The following is a 13,767-nucleotide window of genomic DNA, read 5'->3' as shown; positions in this document are numbered from 1 at the left end:
GAGTAGCCATGAAAAGTTCACTGAACGAGGGTTCGGCGCCGGAGCAAGTGCCTGCCGATTTCCAGCCCGCGGAAAAAGACGGGCCCGAAAAGAAGGACGGGAAGCTCAGCCTCTTCCGGCTCCTGCTCAAGGACCGCTTTGCCACCGTCTCCGCACTGATCCTGATCCTCATCGGCCTGACCGCGCTGGTGGGCCCTGCGCTGATGGGTGACCTGGCCACCAAACAGAACCTGCTGTTCGCCAACAAGGCACCGTTCAATCCTGCCTACGGCTGGGAATACTTCCTGGGCAGCGATTCCCTGGGCCGCAGCATGCTTGCGCGGCTCGTGGTGGCCAGCCGGACTACCCTGTCCGTCGCCCTGCCTGCCGTGGCCGTCGCCCTCCTCATCGGCTCCCTGTGGGGTGTCTGGGCCGGCTACCACCGCGGCTGGCGCGAAAACGTGTCCATGCGGATCGCCGACGTGATCATGAGCTTCCCGTCCCTGCTGCTCGCCGTCGTGGTCCTCTATGTCTTTAGCCCCAGCGCAGCGAACATCGTGCTGATCCTGGCACTGACCCGCATTCCCATCTACCTGCGCACGGCGCGCGCCGAGTCCGCGGAGCTTCAGAGCCGGACATTCGTGGACGCGGCGCGCACGTTCGGTGCAAAGCCCAACGCGATCATCGTCCGGCATGTCATCCCCGTGGTGCTGCCGACGCTGCTGACGCTGGCCACGCTCGAATTCTGCTACGTGATGCTCGCCGAATCTTCCCTGAGCTTCCTGGGCATTGGCATCCAGCCGCCGGATGTCAGCTGGGGACTGATGGTGTCCCAGGGCCGGCAGTACCTGCAGACCGCCTGGTGGCTCTCCATCTTCCCCGGCGTCGCCATTGTGGTGGCCACCATTGCCGCCAACGTTCTCGCCGCCTGGCTGCGGATCGCCACGGATCCGGCCCAGCGGTGGCGCCTGGCACTTCCCCGCAAGCGGCTGATTGTCCGCATTCCAGCCAAGGAGGCACAGCCGTGAAAACAGCTGCCGAACAAGCTCCAAGCCGAGGCACCCATGCCGCATCCGCAGCAGCCAGCCAGGCGAAAGCCCACGACGTGGTCCTTCAGGTCCGCGATCTCGCCGTGGACATCCGCACCCACCGCGGTACCGTACGCGCCGTCAACAGCGTGGCCTTCGAAGCCCGCGCCGGCGAAACACTGGCGCTGCTGGGCGAATCGGGCTGCGGAAAGTCCATGACAGCCAAGGCCCTTGCCGGGATCATGGATCCGGTCTGCGACTTGGCCGACGGCCAGATCATGCTCAACGGGACCGACCTCGCGGCGCTGAGCCCGAAGGAACGGCTCAAGTTTGCCGGGCCCGAGCTGGGCATCGTCTTCCAGGACGCCCTGACGGCCCTGAACCCCGTCTATACGGTGGGCACCCAACTGGGGGAGGCCTTCCGCATCCACCGCGGCCTCAACGCCAAACAAGCACGGGCGGAAGCGATCGACCTAATGAAGCGCGTGGGAATCCCCGAGCCGGAATCACGGGTCAATTCCTATCCCCACCAGTTCTCCGGCGGAATGCGCCAGCGCATCCTGATCGCCATGGCGGTGGCCCTGAACCCGCGGCTGCTGATCGCCGACGAGCCCACCACGGCCCTGGACGTCACGGTCCAGGCGCAGATCATGCAACTGCTGCGGAAACTCCGCGAAGAGGGCCAGATGGCTGTCATCCTCATCACCCACGACCTCGCGGTGGTGGCCGAAGAGGCTGACTCCGTGGCCGTGATGTATGCCGGGAACGTGGTAGAGAGCGGTCCGGTCTCTGAGGTCTTCGCCGATCCGCGCCATCCCTATACCAAGGGGCTGCTGGAATCGGTGCCGGTCCACCTGGAACGGGGCGCCCAACTGAAGTCCATTCCCGGGAGCCCGCCGGAGCTCCACGACATCCCCGCCGGTTGCGTGTACCAGTCGCGTTGCCCGCTGGTGCAGGACATCTGCCGGGCCGAACGTCCTGTCCTCCGTCCGGTGGGCGTGCCCGCCGGCAACCAACAGGGGAGCAACGGCGAAAGCACAGCTCACGGCACCCCTGTGCCGGCCGCCCCGGAGGCCGCACTTTCCGTCGGGGTCCCGCGGCCTGCCCGTGCGGCCGCGTGCCACTTCAGCGAGGAGATCAACAATGCCTGAGCTTCTGACAATTGAGGGCCTGACCAAAACGTTCCACGTGGCCAAAAGCGCCAGCGGCAACACCCGGCTCAAGGCCCTGGACGGCATCAGCCTGACGGTCGGCCGGGGCGAGACGCTTGGCCTGGTTGGCGAGTCCGGCTGCGGCAAGTCCACCCTGGCCCGGACCCTGATGATGCTGGAGACGCCGGATGAAGGGACCGTGAGCTTCGAGGGAACCAACCCCTTCGGGCTCCGCGGCAAGGAGTTGCTGACCTGGCGGCGGCGCGTGCAGATGGTCTTCCAGGACCCGTTCGCGTCCCTGAACGCCCGGATGAACGCCGGAGACATCATCGCCGAACCGTGGGCCACGCACCGGAGCCTGTATCCGACGTCGCGGGAACGCGACGCCCGGGTCCGTGAACTGCTGCACATGGTGGGCCTGCGTCCCTCCGATGCCCGCAAGTCACCGCAGGAATTTTCCGGCGGCCAGCGCCAGCGCATCGGTATTGCCCGGGCCCTCGCCCTGAACCCGGATGTCATCATCCTCGACGAGCCGGTGTCGGCCCTGGACCTCTCAGTCCAGGCGCAGGTCCTGAACCTCCTCAATGAGCTCCAGCAGGAGCTTGGTGTGTCCTACATCTTCATCTCCCACGACCTGACGGTGGTCCGGCACGTGGCGGACAGGGTGGCCGTGATGTACCTCGGGCGGATCATCGAAACAGGTGCTACCGAAGAGGTCTTTGACCACCCCCGGCACCCTTACACGGCGGCACTAATGTCAGCGTCCCCGAAGCTGGACGTCAGCGGTACCACCCGGGACCGGATTGTCCTGAAAGGCGAACTGCCCTCACCGCTGGATCCGCCGTCGGGCTGCCGCTTCCGGACGCGCTGCTGGAAGGCCCAGGACATCTGTGCCGAAGTGGCACCCGAACCACAGGTGCTGGCAGCCCCGGACGGCACGCGGCATCTCGCAGAGTGCCACTTCCCGCTCGACTCCATCAAAGGCCTGACGGGCGCCATCGCTTCCGCCCAGTGACAGGCAGCGAGTATGCACTGATCGCCGGGGTGATCTTCCTGGCCGCCTGCCTGCAGGCGTCCAGCGGATTCGGCATGGGCATGCTGGCGGCGCCGGTGATCGCCATGGTGGATCCCGCGCTGCTGCCGGCCACGCTGATCATCCTGGCATTCCTGGTCACCGTGATGGTGACCGTTCGGGAGCGGCAGAGCCTGGACCTTCGGGGCACGGGCTGGGCACTGGTGGGGCGGGTTCCCGGGAGCTTCCTCGGCGCGTGGCTGGTGTCGGTGCTGTCCAGGGAGGGCCTGGCGTGGGTGGTGGTGGCCGTGGTGCTGACCGGTTTGATGCTGGCGGTCCACGGCTGGGCTCCCCGGCCTGTCAGGGCAACGCTGATCGCTGCCGGGGCGGCCTCGGGCATCATGGGAACGGCCACCTCCATCGGCGGCCCGCCCATGGCCCTGGTCTGGCAGGGGCACGACGGGCCCCGGCTGCGGGGCACCATGAGCGCCTTCTTTATGGTGGGATCGTCAATTTCGATGGGAATGCTCTGGGTCACCGGTGCCGTCACGGCGGAGATGCTGGCCCTGGCGCTGTGGATGGTTCCGGCGGCGGTGGCTGGCTACGTGGCGTCCCGGTACGTGAACCGCTTCCTCAACGCCGCGCGCCTGAAGGCCGTGGCCCTCGGCGCATCGGCGCTGGGAAGCGTGCTGCTGATTGTTCAGCTGGTTCTCGCGGCTATTTAGCCGGGTTGGCGGCCGGTGCGGCACCCGTCGGCGGAGCAGGCCGTGCCACCACGTTCCTGAGCTCCCCGCCGCGGGCCAGCAGGCCGATGTTGGCGGCGATGTCTGCCGCCCGGCGCTCAAATGTCACCCGGGCGTGGCCTGAATGATGCGGGGTCAGCACGGTGTTCGGCAGGGACGCGAAGGGCAGTTCCGCCGGCGGCACCACACCATCCGCGGGCGATCCCCACCAGACATCGAGGCCGGCTCCGGCGATGCGCCGTTCCGTCAGTGCCGCGAACAGCGCGGCCTGGTCCACCACGGGCCCGCGGGCCACGTTAATAAGGAAGGCCGAGGGCTTCATGGCCGCCAGCGCGGCGTGCCCGATCATCCCTTCCGTTGCGGCGTCCAGCGGTACCGTGACCACCACAACGTCGGACGCGGCCAGCAGCGTGTTGAGTTCGTCATTTCCGCCCACCCAGTCCAGCCTGACTCCTTCCGGAAGCGGGGCCGCCGCGTTGCGCCGCACAGCGCGGACCTTCATGCCCAGCGCCGCGGCGACGCGGGCCACCTCGGCGCCAATGGACCCCAGTCCTACCAGCCCCAGCGTCAGGTCGGCCAGGACCGGATGGAACGGGACGTCGTCGGCCGTGGCAATGGTCCGCCACTGCCCCGCCCGGACGGCCTTGTCCGATGCTGCCACGTTCCGGGACAGCATCAGCGTGACCATCAGGACATGCTCGGCGATGGGCCGTGCGTGGTGGAACGTGTTGGCCACGATCGCCGACGGCACCAGGTGGGGGAAGGAAATCTTGTCGTAGCCGGCCCCCGTAACGTGGACCAGCCTCGCGCGTGCCGCGGCCGCCGCTTCGGCGGGGCCGAGGGAGGAGCAAACCACGACGTCGGCACCCGCCAGGGCGTCCAGCCTGCGTTCCGGAGTCCACGCCGCCGCCATGTCCCACCGGTGCGCGCCGCCGTCGGCCTTCAGGGCGTCCTCGAAGCGGCTGATGATGGGGTCCGTGACCACGATCTTCAGGGACTCAGGGCGCCCGGTGCCAATCTGCGGGGTGCCCTGGCCGCCGGTCACCACCGCGGGCTCTGAAGCTGGTAGGTCGGGTAGAGCCGCTGCATATAGCCGGTGTCATCCCTGCTCCTGAGCCCGCAGTCCAGGTACTGGCGGTGCAGCCGCTCCAGGGCATCGCGGTCCAGCTCAATGCCCAGGCCCGGGCCGGTGGGGACCTGGACGGCGCCGTCCTTAAAGGTAAAGACGCCGCCGTCGATGACGTCTTCCGACGGGTCCTTCCAGGGCCAGTGCGTGTCGCACGCGTAGTCGAGGTTGGGGGTGGCTGCCGCCAGATGGACCATGGCCGCAAGGCTGATGCCCAGGTGGGAATTGGAGTGCATGGACAGCCCGAGGCCGAACGTTTCGGTAATGCCGGCCAGGAACTGGGTCCGGCGTAGTCCGCCCCAGAAGTGGTGGTCCGAGAGGATGACATCCACGGCGCCGGCCGCCACCGCGGGCGCCACGTCCGCGAAGCTGACCACGCACATGTTCGTGGCCAGCGGCATGCCGACTTCGCGGCGCACGGCCGCCATGCCCTCAATGCCGGGGGTGGGGTCCTCAAGGTACTCCAGGACGCCGTCGAGCTCCTTGCCCACGCGGATGGAGGTGTCCACGGTCCAGGCGCCGTTGGGATCGATGCGGAGCGGCAGGTCGGGGAATTCCGCGCGGAGTGCGTGGATGGCCGCGATCTCTTCCTCCGGCGGGAACACGCCGGCTTTCAGCTTGAGTGCGCTGAACCCGTACTGGTCCACCATGGTGCGGGCCTGCCGCACAATTCCGGCAGGGTCCAGGGCCGCGCCCCAGGTGTCGTCTTGCTGGCTGGGGTGGCCGGCCCACTTGTAGAAGAGGTATCCGCTGAACTGCACCGTGTCACGGACGGCGCCGCCGAGGAGGTCGCTGACCGGCCGGCCGACGAGCTTGCCCTGGATGTCGAGGGCGGCGACGTCGAACGCGGACAGCACGCGGTCCGCCGTGCTGGACCCGGTGACCATGCCGCTCATGCCGTGGCCGCCCTGGATGGTGTCCTGGCTGAGGGCCTCAGAGATCCGGCTGTTCATCTGGTTGATGTTGAAGATGTCCGTCCCGGGCAGGGCCGCGGCCGCGAGCTGGAGCCTGGCAACGTGCCCGGCGTCGCCGTACGTTTCGCCGATGCCGGACACGCCGGAGTCCGTGTGGACCTCCACGATGGCCCGCAAAGCGAACGGTTCATGCACCCCAACGGTATTGAGCAGCGGCGGGTCCTTGAACGCGACCGGAGTGATGGTCACGCCGGTAATCCTGGCCTGGTTGAGGTTGCGGGCGGGATCGTATGCCTGGTCCACTGCGCTGTGCTCCTTGGGTTGGCTTCTGTGGGCTCAAAAGGGTTGATTTCCGTGCCCCGTTCACCGACCATAAGGTGAGCCATTGATCCAAGTCCAAGCTAATTTATGCACTCAACAATTCAGTAAGGGTATAGATGTTTTCCCTGCCCCAGTTAGAGGCCTTTGTCGCCGTCGCGGAAGAGCTGCACTTCGGTGCCGCGGCCGAGCGGCTAAATATGACGCAGCCGCCGTTGAGCCGCCAGATCCAAATGCTTGAAAAGAAGCTGGGGACACAGCTGTTCGGCCGGACCAGCCGGAAGGTGGAACTCACGGCCGCCGGCGCCACCCTCCTGCCGAGGGCCCGCCAGATCCTGGATATGTGCATCAAGACCGACCTCGATGTGCGGCGGGTCTCGTCAGGCCAGGCGGGCACCATCACGGTGGGCTACACCGCCATCGCCGGGCAGAGTGCGTTGCCGCTGATGCTGCGGTCCGCCGCGGAAGGGATGCCGGGAGTGTCCTTTGTGCTCCGGGAACTGGTGTCAACGGACCAGATGGACGGGCTGGTGAAAGGCAGTGTGGACATTGGCCTGCTGCGGCCCATCGTGGCCCGGCCCGGGGTGGTGTGCCGGCCGGTGATGCAGGACCGCCTGGTGGTGGCTCTGCCCATGGGAAGCACGCTGCTGGGGAACATGGCGCCGCCTGCCGGTGAGCCACTCCCGCTGGGATTTTTGGACCGCCTGCCGCTGCTGATGTACTCCACCAAGGAGGCGCGTTACTTCCATGACCTGGTGCTGAGGTTGTTTGCCAGCGCCGGCGCCCACGCCAACATCACCCAGTACGCCAGCCAGGTTCCGGCGCTCCTTGCCTTTGTCCAGGCCGGGCTGGGCGTGACCCTGGTGCCCGCCTCGGCCATGGCCTTCGCTCCGGCCGGAGTGGAATTCCACGAAATCGACGGGCGGCACGGCATGCGCGAGCTGAACCGCGTGGAGCTGGACGTGGCCTGGAATGAGGAGACGGCCAACCCCGCGGTCCTGAGGTTGCTGGAGCTGATCGAGCCGCTCGCCGCAGCAGCCTTGCCGACGGCGGGCTGACACGGGCGGTGCTGCTGTGCGTTGGCCTGCTGTGTGACCGGCTTCTAGCGGGCGGTGGCCGGTACCAGGTGCTCCGATGCGGTGGGGGCCTCCTCCTGCTTCGATGCATCTTCAGGCGATACCGGGTTGCGGCGTTCCTTCAGGAAGTAGACCAGCCCGGCTGCCAGGGTGGACGCTGCGGCCAAGGCAAACAGGCCGGGGACAACGCTGCCGGTGCTTTCCTTGATGAGGCCGAAGCCGAACGGCGCCACGAAGCCGCCGAGGTTGCCCAGGGAGTTGATGATGGCGATGGCCGGGGCGAGGACCAGCGGGTGGAGTCCGGACTGCGGGATGGTCCAGAACAGCGGCGAGGCGCTCTTGAAGCCCATGGCGGCAATGGCCAGGAAGACCAGTGCCAGGACCGGCGTGGCGACGGCAGCGGCCAGCGTGCCCACTGCCGCGACCAGGAGGGCCACCACCAGCAGCGGACGCTTGGACCTCGCCTTGTCCTGCATCTTGGCGGCGAAATACATTGCGACGACGGCGCACACCCACGGGATGGCGGACAGGAAGCCGACGCTCAGGTCCGTGGTGCCGGGAATCTGCTTCACGATGGTGGGCAGCCAGAACGTGTTGGCGTAAATGGAAAGCTGGATGGAGAAGTAGATGCCGCAGAGCAGCAGGATCTGGGGGTTCAGCAGCATCTTCCAGCGGTTGATCTTCCCGCCGGAGGTTGTGGCGTGCTGGGCGTCTTCCGCGGCGATGGCGTCGACGAGGGCTGCTTTTTCACCGGCGGAGAGCCACTTGGCGTCCTGGATCTTGGCGTCCAGCAGAAAGAACACCACAATGCCCACCACCACGGAGAGCAGGCCTTCGAAGCCGAACAGCCACTGCCAGCCGCGGATTCCGAGGACATCGTGCAGGCTCAGGAGCATGCCGGCGATAGGACCGGAGAGTGCTGCCGCGATGGACGAGCCGGCGATGAAGATGGCGGTAGCTTTGCCGCGCTGGCCAGCCGGTACCCAGCGGGCGAAGTAGAAGATGACGGCCGGGAAGAATCCGGCTTCGGCGGCGCCCAGCAGGAAGCGGAGCACGTAGAACATCATTTCGTTCTGGACGAAGGCCATCAGGAAGGAGACGATGCCCCAGCTGACCATGATGCGGGCGAGCCACACCTTGGCGCCGTACTTCTCCATCATCACGTTGCTGGGAAGTTCGAAGATGGCGTAGGCGATGAAGAACAGCCCTGCCCCGAAGCCGTAGGCCGCGGCCCCGATGCCAACATCGGCTTCGAGGTGCTCGTGGGCGTAGCCGATGTTGGAGCGGTTGAGCTGGTTGCACACCAGCATGACCAGCATGATGGGCAGGACCCGCTTGAAAAACTTCTTCGTGGCGATGGCCACATCCGTGACAGCGGTGTCTACAGACTGCATGGGTATTCCTTCGAATTGGTGCGGCGGGGTCCGGGGACCCGGTACCAGCGCTGTGGTTCACGCCACAGCGAGTGGGACCACTTTATTCGGGAATTCCGATGCCAGTCCAACACGAATGGTGCATTGTTTGATACCGTCAGGGCATTACCGCTGGCGAAGAAGTGCAGTGCTAGGCGGGCGGCCGCACAGAAGCCTTGAAACGACGTCGGGAATTCGCCAGGTGACTCCGCATGGCAGCAGCCGCCGCGCTTTCATCGCCGTCCGCGATGGCGGCAGCGATGGAGCGGTGCTCGTGGACCACCTGATCAAAATGGTCGCGCGCGTAATGCTCGACGTCGGTAAGCAGCCGCGTGCGAGGCATCGCGATCATCGTCTGTCCCAGGGCCGCCAGGCAGTCCGAATAGAAAGGGTTGCCAGAGGCTGCGGCGATGGCGCGGTGGAACTCAAAGTCGGCCTTCATGGCGTGGCCGGGATGGTCGGCGCTGGACGTGAACTGTTCCAGGGCGGCGGTGACGGCCCTGAGCTGGCGGTCGGAGTGGTTGCGGGCGGCGAGGGCGGCAGCCTCGGCTTCGACGCCCATCCGGAATTCGAGCAGGTGCAAGCGGTCCTCGACGCTCGCCACGGGCCGGCTGCCCGGGACCGGCTGGTGGCCGTCGTCGGGCGGGGTCAGCGCGAAGCTGCCCCGCCCGCGCTCGGTCTCCACGAGTCCCTCGGCCTGGAGCCGCGTCAGCGCCGCGCGCACCACGGTGCGGCTGACGCTGAATTCGCCCATCAGCGCGTTTTCGCTCGGGAGTTTGTCGCCGGGCTGGATGGCACCATCCACGATGCGGGTGCGAAGCTCTGCGGTGAGGTCCGCGGTCAGGTTCCGGGTCATGCGTTCAAGATTACGCGCCGAACTCCACTGTCTCGGTGGTCCAGGCACGGGCCTGGTCACTGAGGGTCACGCCCAGGCCGGGGCGGTCCGGCACGATCATCCGGCCGTTCTTGGTTTCCAGGCGTTCGTTGAAGAGCGGGTCAAGCCAGTCGAAGTGCTCCACCCACGGCTCCCGCGGGTAGGCCGCGGCGAGGTGCAGGTGGATTTCCATGGCGAAGTGCGGGGCCAGGCCCAGGCCGCGCTCGTCTGCGAGCGCGGCGAGGCGCAGGAACTGGGTGATGCCGCCGACGCGCGGGGCGTCCGGCTGGATGATGTCGCAGCCGTTGGCGTTGATGAGGCCCTTGTGTTCGGCCACGGACGCCAGCATCTCGCCGGTGGCGATGGGGGTGTCCAAGACGTTGGCCAGGTGGGCGTGGCCTTCGAAGTCATACGCGTCCAGCGGCTCTTCGATCCAGATGAGGTTGAACTGCTCCAGCTGCCGGCCCATGCGGAGTGCCGTGGCGCGGTCCCACTGCTGGTTGGCGTCCACCATGAGGGGGACGTCCCAGCCGATGTGTTCGCGGATGCCGGCCACGCGGCGCAGGTCCTCGGCCGTATCCGGCAGGCCCACCTTGATTTTGATGCCGCCGATGCCTTCCTCCAGGAGGACGGTGGCCCGGGCCTTGACCTCGTCGAGGGATGCGTTGAGGAAGCCGCCGGAGGTGTTGTAGGTCTGGACGGAGTCGCGGTAGGCGCCCAGGAACTTGGCCAGTGACAGGCCGGCGCGCTTGGCCTTGAGGTCGTAGAGGGCAATGTCGATGGCGGCGAGGGCCTGGGTGGCCACGCCCGAGCGGCCCACGGAGGCGCCGGCCCAGAGGAGCTTGGTGTAGATCTTGCCGATGTCGTTGGGGTCCTCGCCGATGAGGCCTTCGGCCACTTCCTTGGCGTGCGCATACTGCGCGGGGCCGCCGGCACGCTTGGAGTAGCTGAAGCCCAGGCCGGTGTGGCCGAGTTCGGTGGTGATCTCCGCGAACAGGAACACCACTTCGGTCATCGGCTTCTGGCGGCCGGTGAATACTTTGGCGTCGCTGATGGGGACGGCCAGCGGGAGCCGTGCGGTGGAAAGTTTGACGTGCCGGATGAAGTCGACGGTACTCATTGATGCTCCTCGAAAGCAGGCTGTCCGGGCTGCATTGCCCTCCTGCTTAGGATACAAGTGTAGGACTTGTATTACAAGTCCTGTCGGCAGCGCTGCCTTTCAGGCGGTCCCGCTGCCGGGCCGGGGCGATGACCTCCCGTTGTCGTTCCATAACCCTGGTCCCGCTGCTGGATAAATGTCCGTACGACTTCGGGGAAGGCGCACCTCGCCGACAGGATGAGACTGAGTCTTGTGTGGCCGATTGACCTGTCACTTTCCTGTGCCGAAGGTGTCAGGATGAAATCTGTGACTATCTAAGAGGACTGCCGAGAAAAGGGCGAATCGCTCCTATTCTGACAGCCCTTCCGGGTGGTGCCTGACGTCAGATTGGGGTGTAGCTCATGCTGACGGGAGACTGAGGGACAGGGCTTCGCAACTGCAGGCGCGATGGCCGGCGCGGCTAAGACATGCAAGGGGTGGACGTCTCTAGCTGGCCTAATTTGGGCATCTCCCAGAACTTTGGGCTCTTGAACAGGTTCGCAGCATCCTTCGTCCGCCGGTGAAGTTTCGGATCGTAAGACGATCGTCCCGATCCACGCGCGTGCGGGCGGAGCTGCCTTAGCCATGCTATTGGTGTTGGGCAGAGACGAAGCGAAGACGATGTTGGGTTCTTGGGTGCGAGAGGTCTCCGAACGTTGCGAGGACAGAGACCCCTTGCAGTTTTGGGACTCCCGTGGCCTAGTCGGCGTACGGGTCCGCGATGCCTACGTACTGGGTGTACAGGTACTCTTCGATGCCTTCGGAGCCGCCTTCGCGGCCCAGGCCTGACTGCTTGACGCCGCCGAAGGGTGCGGCGGCGGTAGAGATGACACCGGCGTTCAGGCCAAGCATGCCGGTCTCAAGGCGTTCGCTGACGCGCAGTCCTCGGTTGAGATCTTTGGTGAAGACGTAGGCCACTAGGCCGTACTCAGTGTTGTTGGCCAGGCGGACGGCGTCGTCTTCGGTGGAAAACGTAACGATGGGGGCAACGGGGCCGAAGATCTCTTCTGTCAGAATGCGGGCATCTGCGGCGACATTGGTGAGTACGGTGGGCTGGTAGAAGTAACCGGGATCTTCGACGGCAGCGCCGCCGGTGAGAGCAGTCGCGCCAACGCCATCATCGCCACGGCCAATTACCTATTGGTCCTCGAACGGCTAGGCTCACGGAAACTTCGCATGCGAAGGCGACTGATCGTTCCGGATGAAGGCACTCGCGCGATAGGAGTGAGGTAGTTACCGGGGACCCGGTAACTATTGGTGGTATCGGCTCGGCGTTCTATAGCATCGCTTTGCAAGCGGTGACGTGCAGGAATGCGGGACCGGTCATAATTTCTCTCGGAATAGACTTCGCGTATGAGTGTGTTGATCTTGCTCGCTGGAACGGACGATAGCGCACTCTCGATCGTGGTGTCGCCGCTGGCCGAGCTTTCTGCCTGTCTTCACGTGCTGACAGAGTCGGACCATCACCGCGGCCAGGCGAGCTGGGCAGCCAACGCCATCGAGCATGCGACAGGTGAGTTTGTCGACACCATGATGCGGCTTTCGCCGTTGTGGATGGCCTACCGGGCCCGATACTTTTACATCGGGTGCCAGGGCGGCGGAGACAGCGGGGAGAGCCTTGACTCTGAGCTGGAGCGCCTGGCAGACCAGCCCTTGATCAGTTTCATGCAAGAGACTGCGTGGGCGTGCGCCGGGGGGAACAGCCGGGGCATCTTCGATGATCTGCTGTCGGACGCCACACAGTCTGATCAGTTGCTTGCCGCGGCCGGTGCACTTTCAGGGCGAAGAGTGGAGTTGGCCGAAAGGCTCTTGGGTGACCCTGAACGTTTCCGGGGCGAACTGATCGCTTTCTTGGGTGAATGCCGTGAAGTCTTTTTCGACTCCGCATGGGATTCGGTGCTGCCGGCGCTGCGACAGGAACAGTTGCATCTCCGCGAAGTCCTGCGGAAGGATGGCCCCGCGTTCGGGCTGGCGCGTATCGGGGGCAACGTCAGCGTTCAGGCGTCGCCCCTGCGTGTCCATATCGAGAAGAACAAGAGCGCCATCCTTAAACCATTGAAAACAGGCCTAGTGGTCCTGCCGAGCAGGCACGGGCGCCCTCATCTCCTTGTCAAGAATGAGCCAGGCCTCGTACCGCTGCTTCAGTACCCCCTGTACCAAGAAGTGAGACAGACGGGGGAAGTAACGCTAGCCCGGATGAGGATGCTGGCTGATCCTCGGCGTGCCATGATGTGCCGATTGCTATCCCGGGAACCGATGTCGACGTCTGCCTTGGCTGAGAGCTGCGCAATGACGGTGCCCCAAACGTCTCGGCATCTACAACAGCTGGCACGCCTTGGCCTGGTCAAGTCCTCACGGGAAGGACGCTACGTCTATTACAGCCTGGAGCTCGAAGTAGTACAGGGCCTCGGAACGGATTTCGTCACCTCCATGCTCGCTTAGAGGCACTCCGCGCCCGCGCCAAGGGGGGCGGCGCGGTCGGTGACACCAGCCTTACCGGATGCGCGGTAAGTCGCCCGGGAAGAGTTCGTAGCATCGATAGGCTCAAGGCGTCAGAGCTGATCTCGCGCAGAGCGTGCCGATCAGATGGTTGCCGGCCCTGTGCCTTCCGCTGACTTCAGCTCGACTGCCCAATGTCCGCCCATCTCAAGGGACCCCCACATGAAGAATAGAAACCTGATCCAGGTGAAACACAGCCAGCCAGAGGCTCCGGTACGTAGGGAGCTCAGATCTGGATCTCAGGCGGACTGGGGCAGCCTCGTCAGGGGTATGACGATTACTGTCACCACAGCGGCGGGCGAGAGATTCACAGGAACCGTGGATCATGTGACGTTCGATGGGCTTGTTATGTGGGTTCATCTCGAGCGGGGCCAGGGCCGCGGCCTATTCGTCTTCAACGACTGTTAGCGGCCATGAAAAACTGCCCATAGGCGGCCACGAAATTGCCCGCTGACGGCCAGTAGAACTGCCCGCCGGTGGCCATGAGATCTGCCCAC

11 protein-coding genes and 1 pseudogene are annotated in these 13,767 nt (G+C 65.5%); 6 read left to right on the top strand and 6 right to left on the bottom strand.

The genetic code is table 11. From position 1 onward, the window contains the following. The first annotated feature begins 8 nt into the window (after positions 1–8). Genes J2808_RS16665 through J2808_RS16650 form a run of 4 tightly spaced genes read left to right on the top strand, consistent with a single transcriptional unit; the run spans position 9 to position 3,895 of the window. Positions 9–1,007, top strand: a complete 999-nt coding sequence (locus J2808_RS16665) for an ABC transporter permease (RefSeq protein ID WP_309818824.1) — start codon at positions 9–11, stop codon at positions 1,005–1,007. Then, a complete protein-coding gene (locus J2808_RS16660; protein ID WP_309818822.1) occupies positions 1,004–2,158 on the top strand; it encodes an ABC transporter ATP-binding protein in 1,155 nt (384 codons plus the stop codon). Before J2808_RS16665 ends, J2808_RS16660 begins: the two co-directional genes overlap by 4 nt. Then, positions 2,151–3,173 (top strand): ABC transporter ATP-binding protein, encoded by a 1,023-nt coding sequence (locus J2808_RS16655; RefSeq protein ID WP_309818820.1) that lies wholly within the window; start codon positions 2,151–2,153, stop codon positions 3,171–3,173. The genes J2808_RS16660 and J2808_RS16655 overlap by 8 nt, the downstream gene beginning before the upstream one ends. Continuing rightward, a complete protein-coding gene (locus J2808_RS16650; RefSeq protein ID WP_309818818.1) occupies positions 3,170–3,895 on the top strand; it encodes a sulfite exporter TauE/SafE family protein in 726 nt (241 codons plus the stop codon). The genes J2808_RS16655 and J2808_RS16650 overlap by 4 nt, the downstream gene beginning before the upstream one ends. Here the strand turns inward: J2808_RS16650 and J2808_RS16645 are convergent. Together J2808_RS16645 and J2808_RS16640 are read right to left on the bottom strand one after the other, a co-directional pair. Further along, positions 3,888–4,958: a 2-hydroxyacid dehydrogenase gene (locus J2808_RS16645; protein ID WP_309818816.1), complete on the bottom strand. Its 1,071-nt coding sequence runs from the start codon at positions 4,956–4,958 to the stop codon at positions 3,888–3,890. The two genes, J2808_RS16650 and J2808_RS16645, sit on opposite strands and share 8 nt — an antisense overlap. After that, entirely contained in the window at positions 4,955–6,256 is a 1,302-nt protein-coding gene (locus tag J2808_RS16640) for a glucarate dehydratase family protein (RefSeq protein ID WP_309818814.1), read from the bottom strand. Before J2808_RS16640 ends, J2808_RS16645 begins: the two co-directional genes overlap by 4 nt. 134 nt (positions 6,257–6,390) lie before the next feature. On the opposite strand from J2808_RS16640, the gene J2808_RS16635 reads away from it, so the two are divergent. Continuing rightward, positions 6,391–7,329: a LysR family transcriptional regulator gene (locus J2808_RS16635; RefSeq protein WP_309818812.1), complete on the top strand. Its 939-nt coding sequence runs from the start codon at positions 6,391–6,393 to the stop codon at positions 7,327–7,329. A 44-nt stretch (positions 7,330–7,373) separates the two neighbouring features. Here J2808_RS16635 and J2808_RS16630 read toward each other — a convergent pair whose 3' ends face one another. The 4 genes and pseudogenes from J2808_RS16630 to J2808_RS16615 all read right to left on the bottom strand — a co-directional run. Then, on the bottom strand, positions 7,374–8,741 hold the full coding sequence (locus tag J2808_RS16630) for an MFS transporter (RefSeq protein WP_309818810.1): 1,368 nt from the start codon (positions 8,739–8,741) through the stop codon (positions 7,374–7,376). Between the two features lie 169 nt (positions 8,742–8,910). Further along, positions 8,911–9,615 (bottom strand): FadR/GntR family transcriptional regulator, encoded by a 705-nt coding sequence (locus J2808_RS16625; RefSeq protein WP_309818808.1) that lies wholly within the window; start codon positions 9,613–9,615, stop codon positions 8,911–8,913. A gap of 10 nt (positions 9,616–9,625) precedes the next feature. Beyond that, the gene (locus J2808_RS16620; protein ID WP_309818805.1) at positions 9,626–10,753 is read right to left on the bottom strand and encodes an L-talarate/galactarate dehydratase; all 1,128 of its coding nucleotides are present in this window, start codon (positions 10,751–10,753) and stop codon (positions 9,626–9,628) included. A gap of 717 nt (positions 10,754–11,470) precedes the next feature. Next, positions 11,471–11,881: pseudogene (locus J2808_RS16615) on the bottom strand (aldehyde dehydrogenase family protein); the annotation flags it as partial. Positions 11,882–12,124: 243 nt separating this feature from the next. Here J2808_RS16615 and J2808_RS16610 point away from each other — a divergent pair. Next, positions 12,125–13,213, top strand: a complete 1,089-nt coding sequence (locus tag J2808_RS16610; protein WP_309818803.1) for an ArsR/SmtB family transcription factor — start codon at positions 12,125–12,127, stop codon at positions 13,211–13,213. The last annotated feature ends 554 nt before the right edge of the window (positions 13,214–13,767 follow it).

Source organism: Pseudarthrobacter sulfonivorans (assembly GCF_031454915.1).
GTDB classification, from domain to species: Bacteria; Actinomycetota; Actinomycetes; order Actinomycetales; family Micrococcaceae; genus Arthrobacter; species Arthrobacter sulfonivorans_C.
Note: the sequence above shows the minus strand (reverse complement) of the source record. Positions and strands in the feature narration are given on the sequence as shown.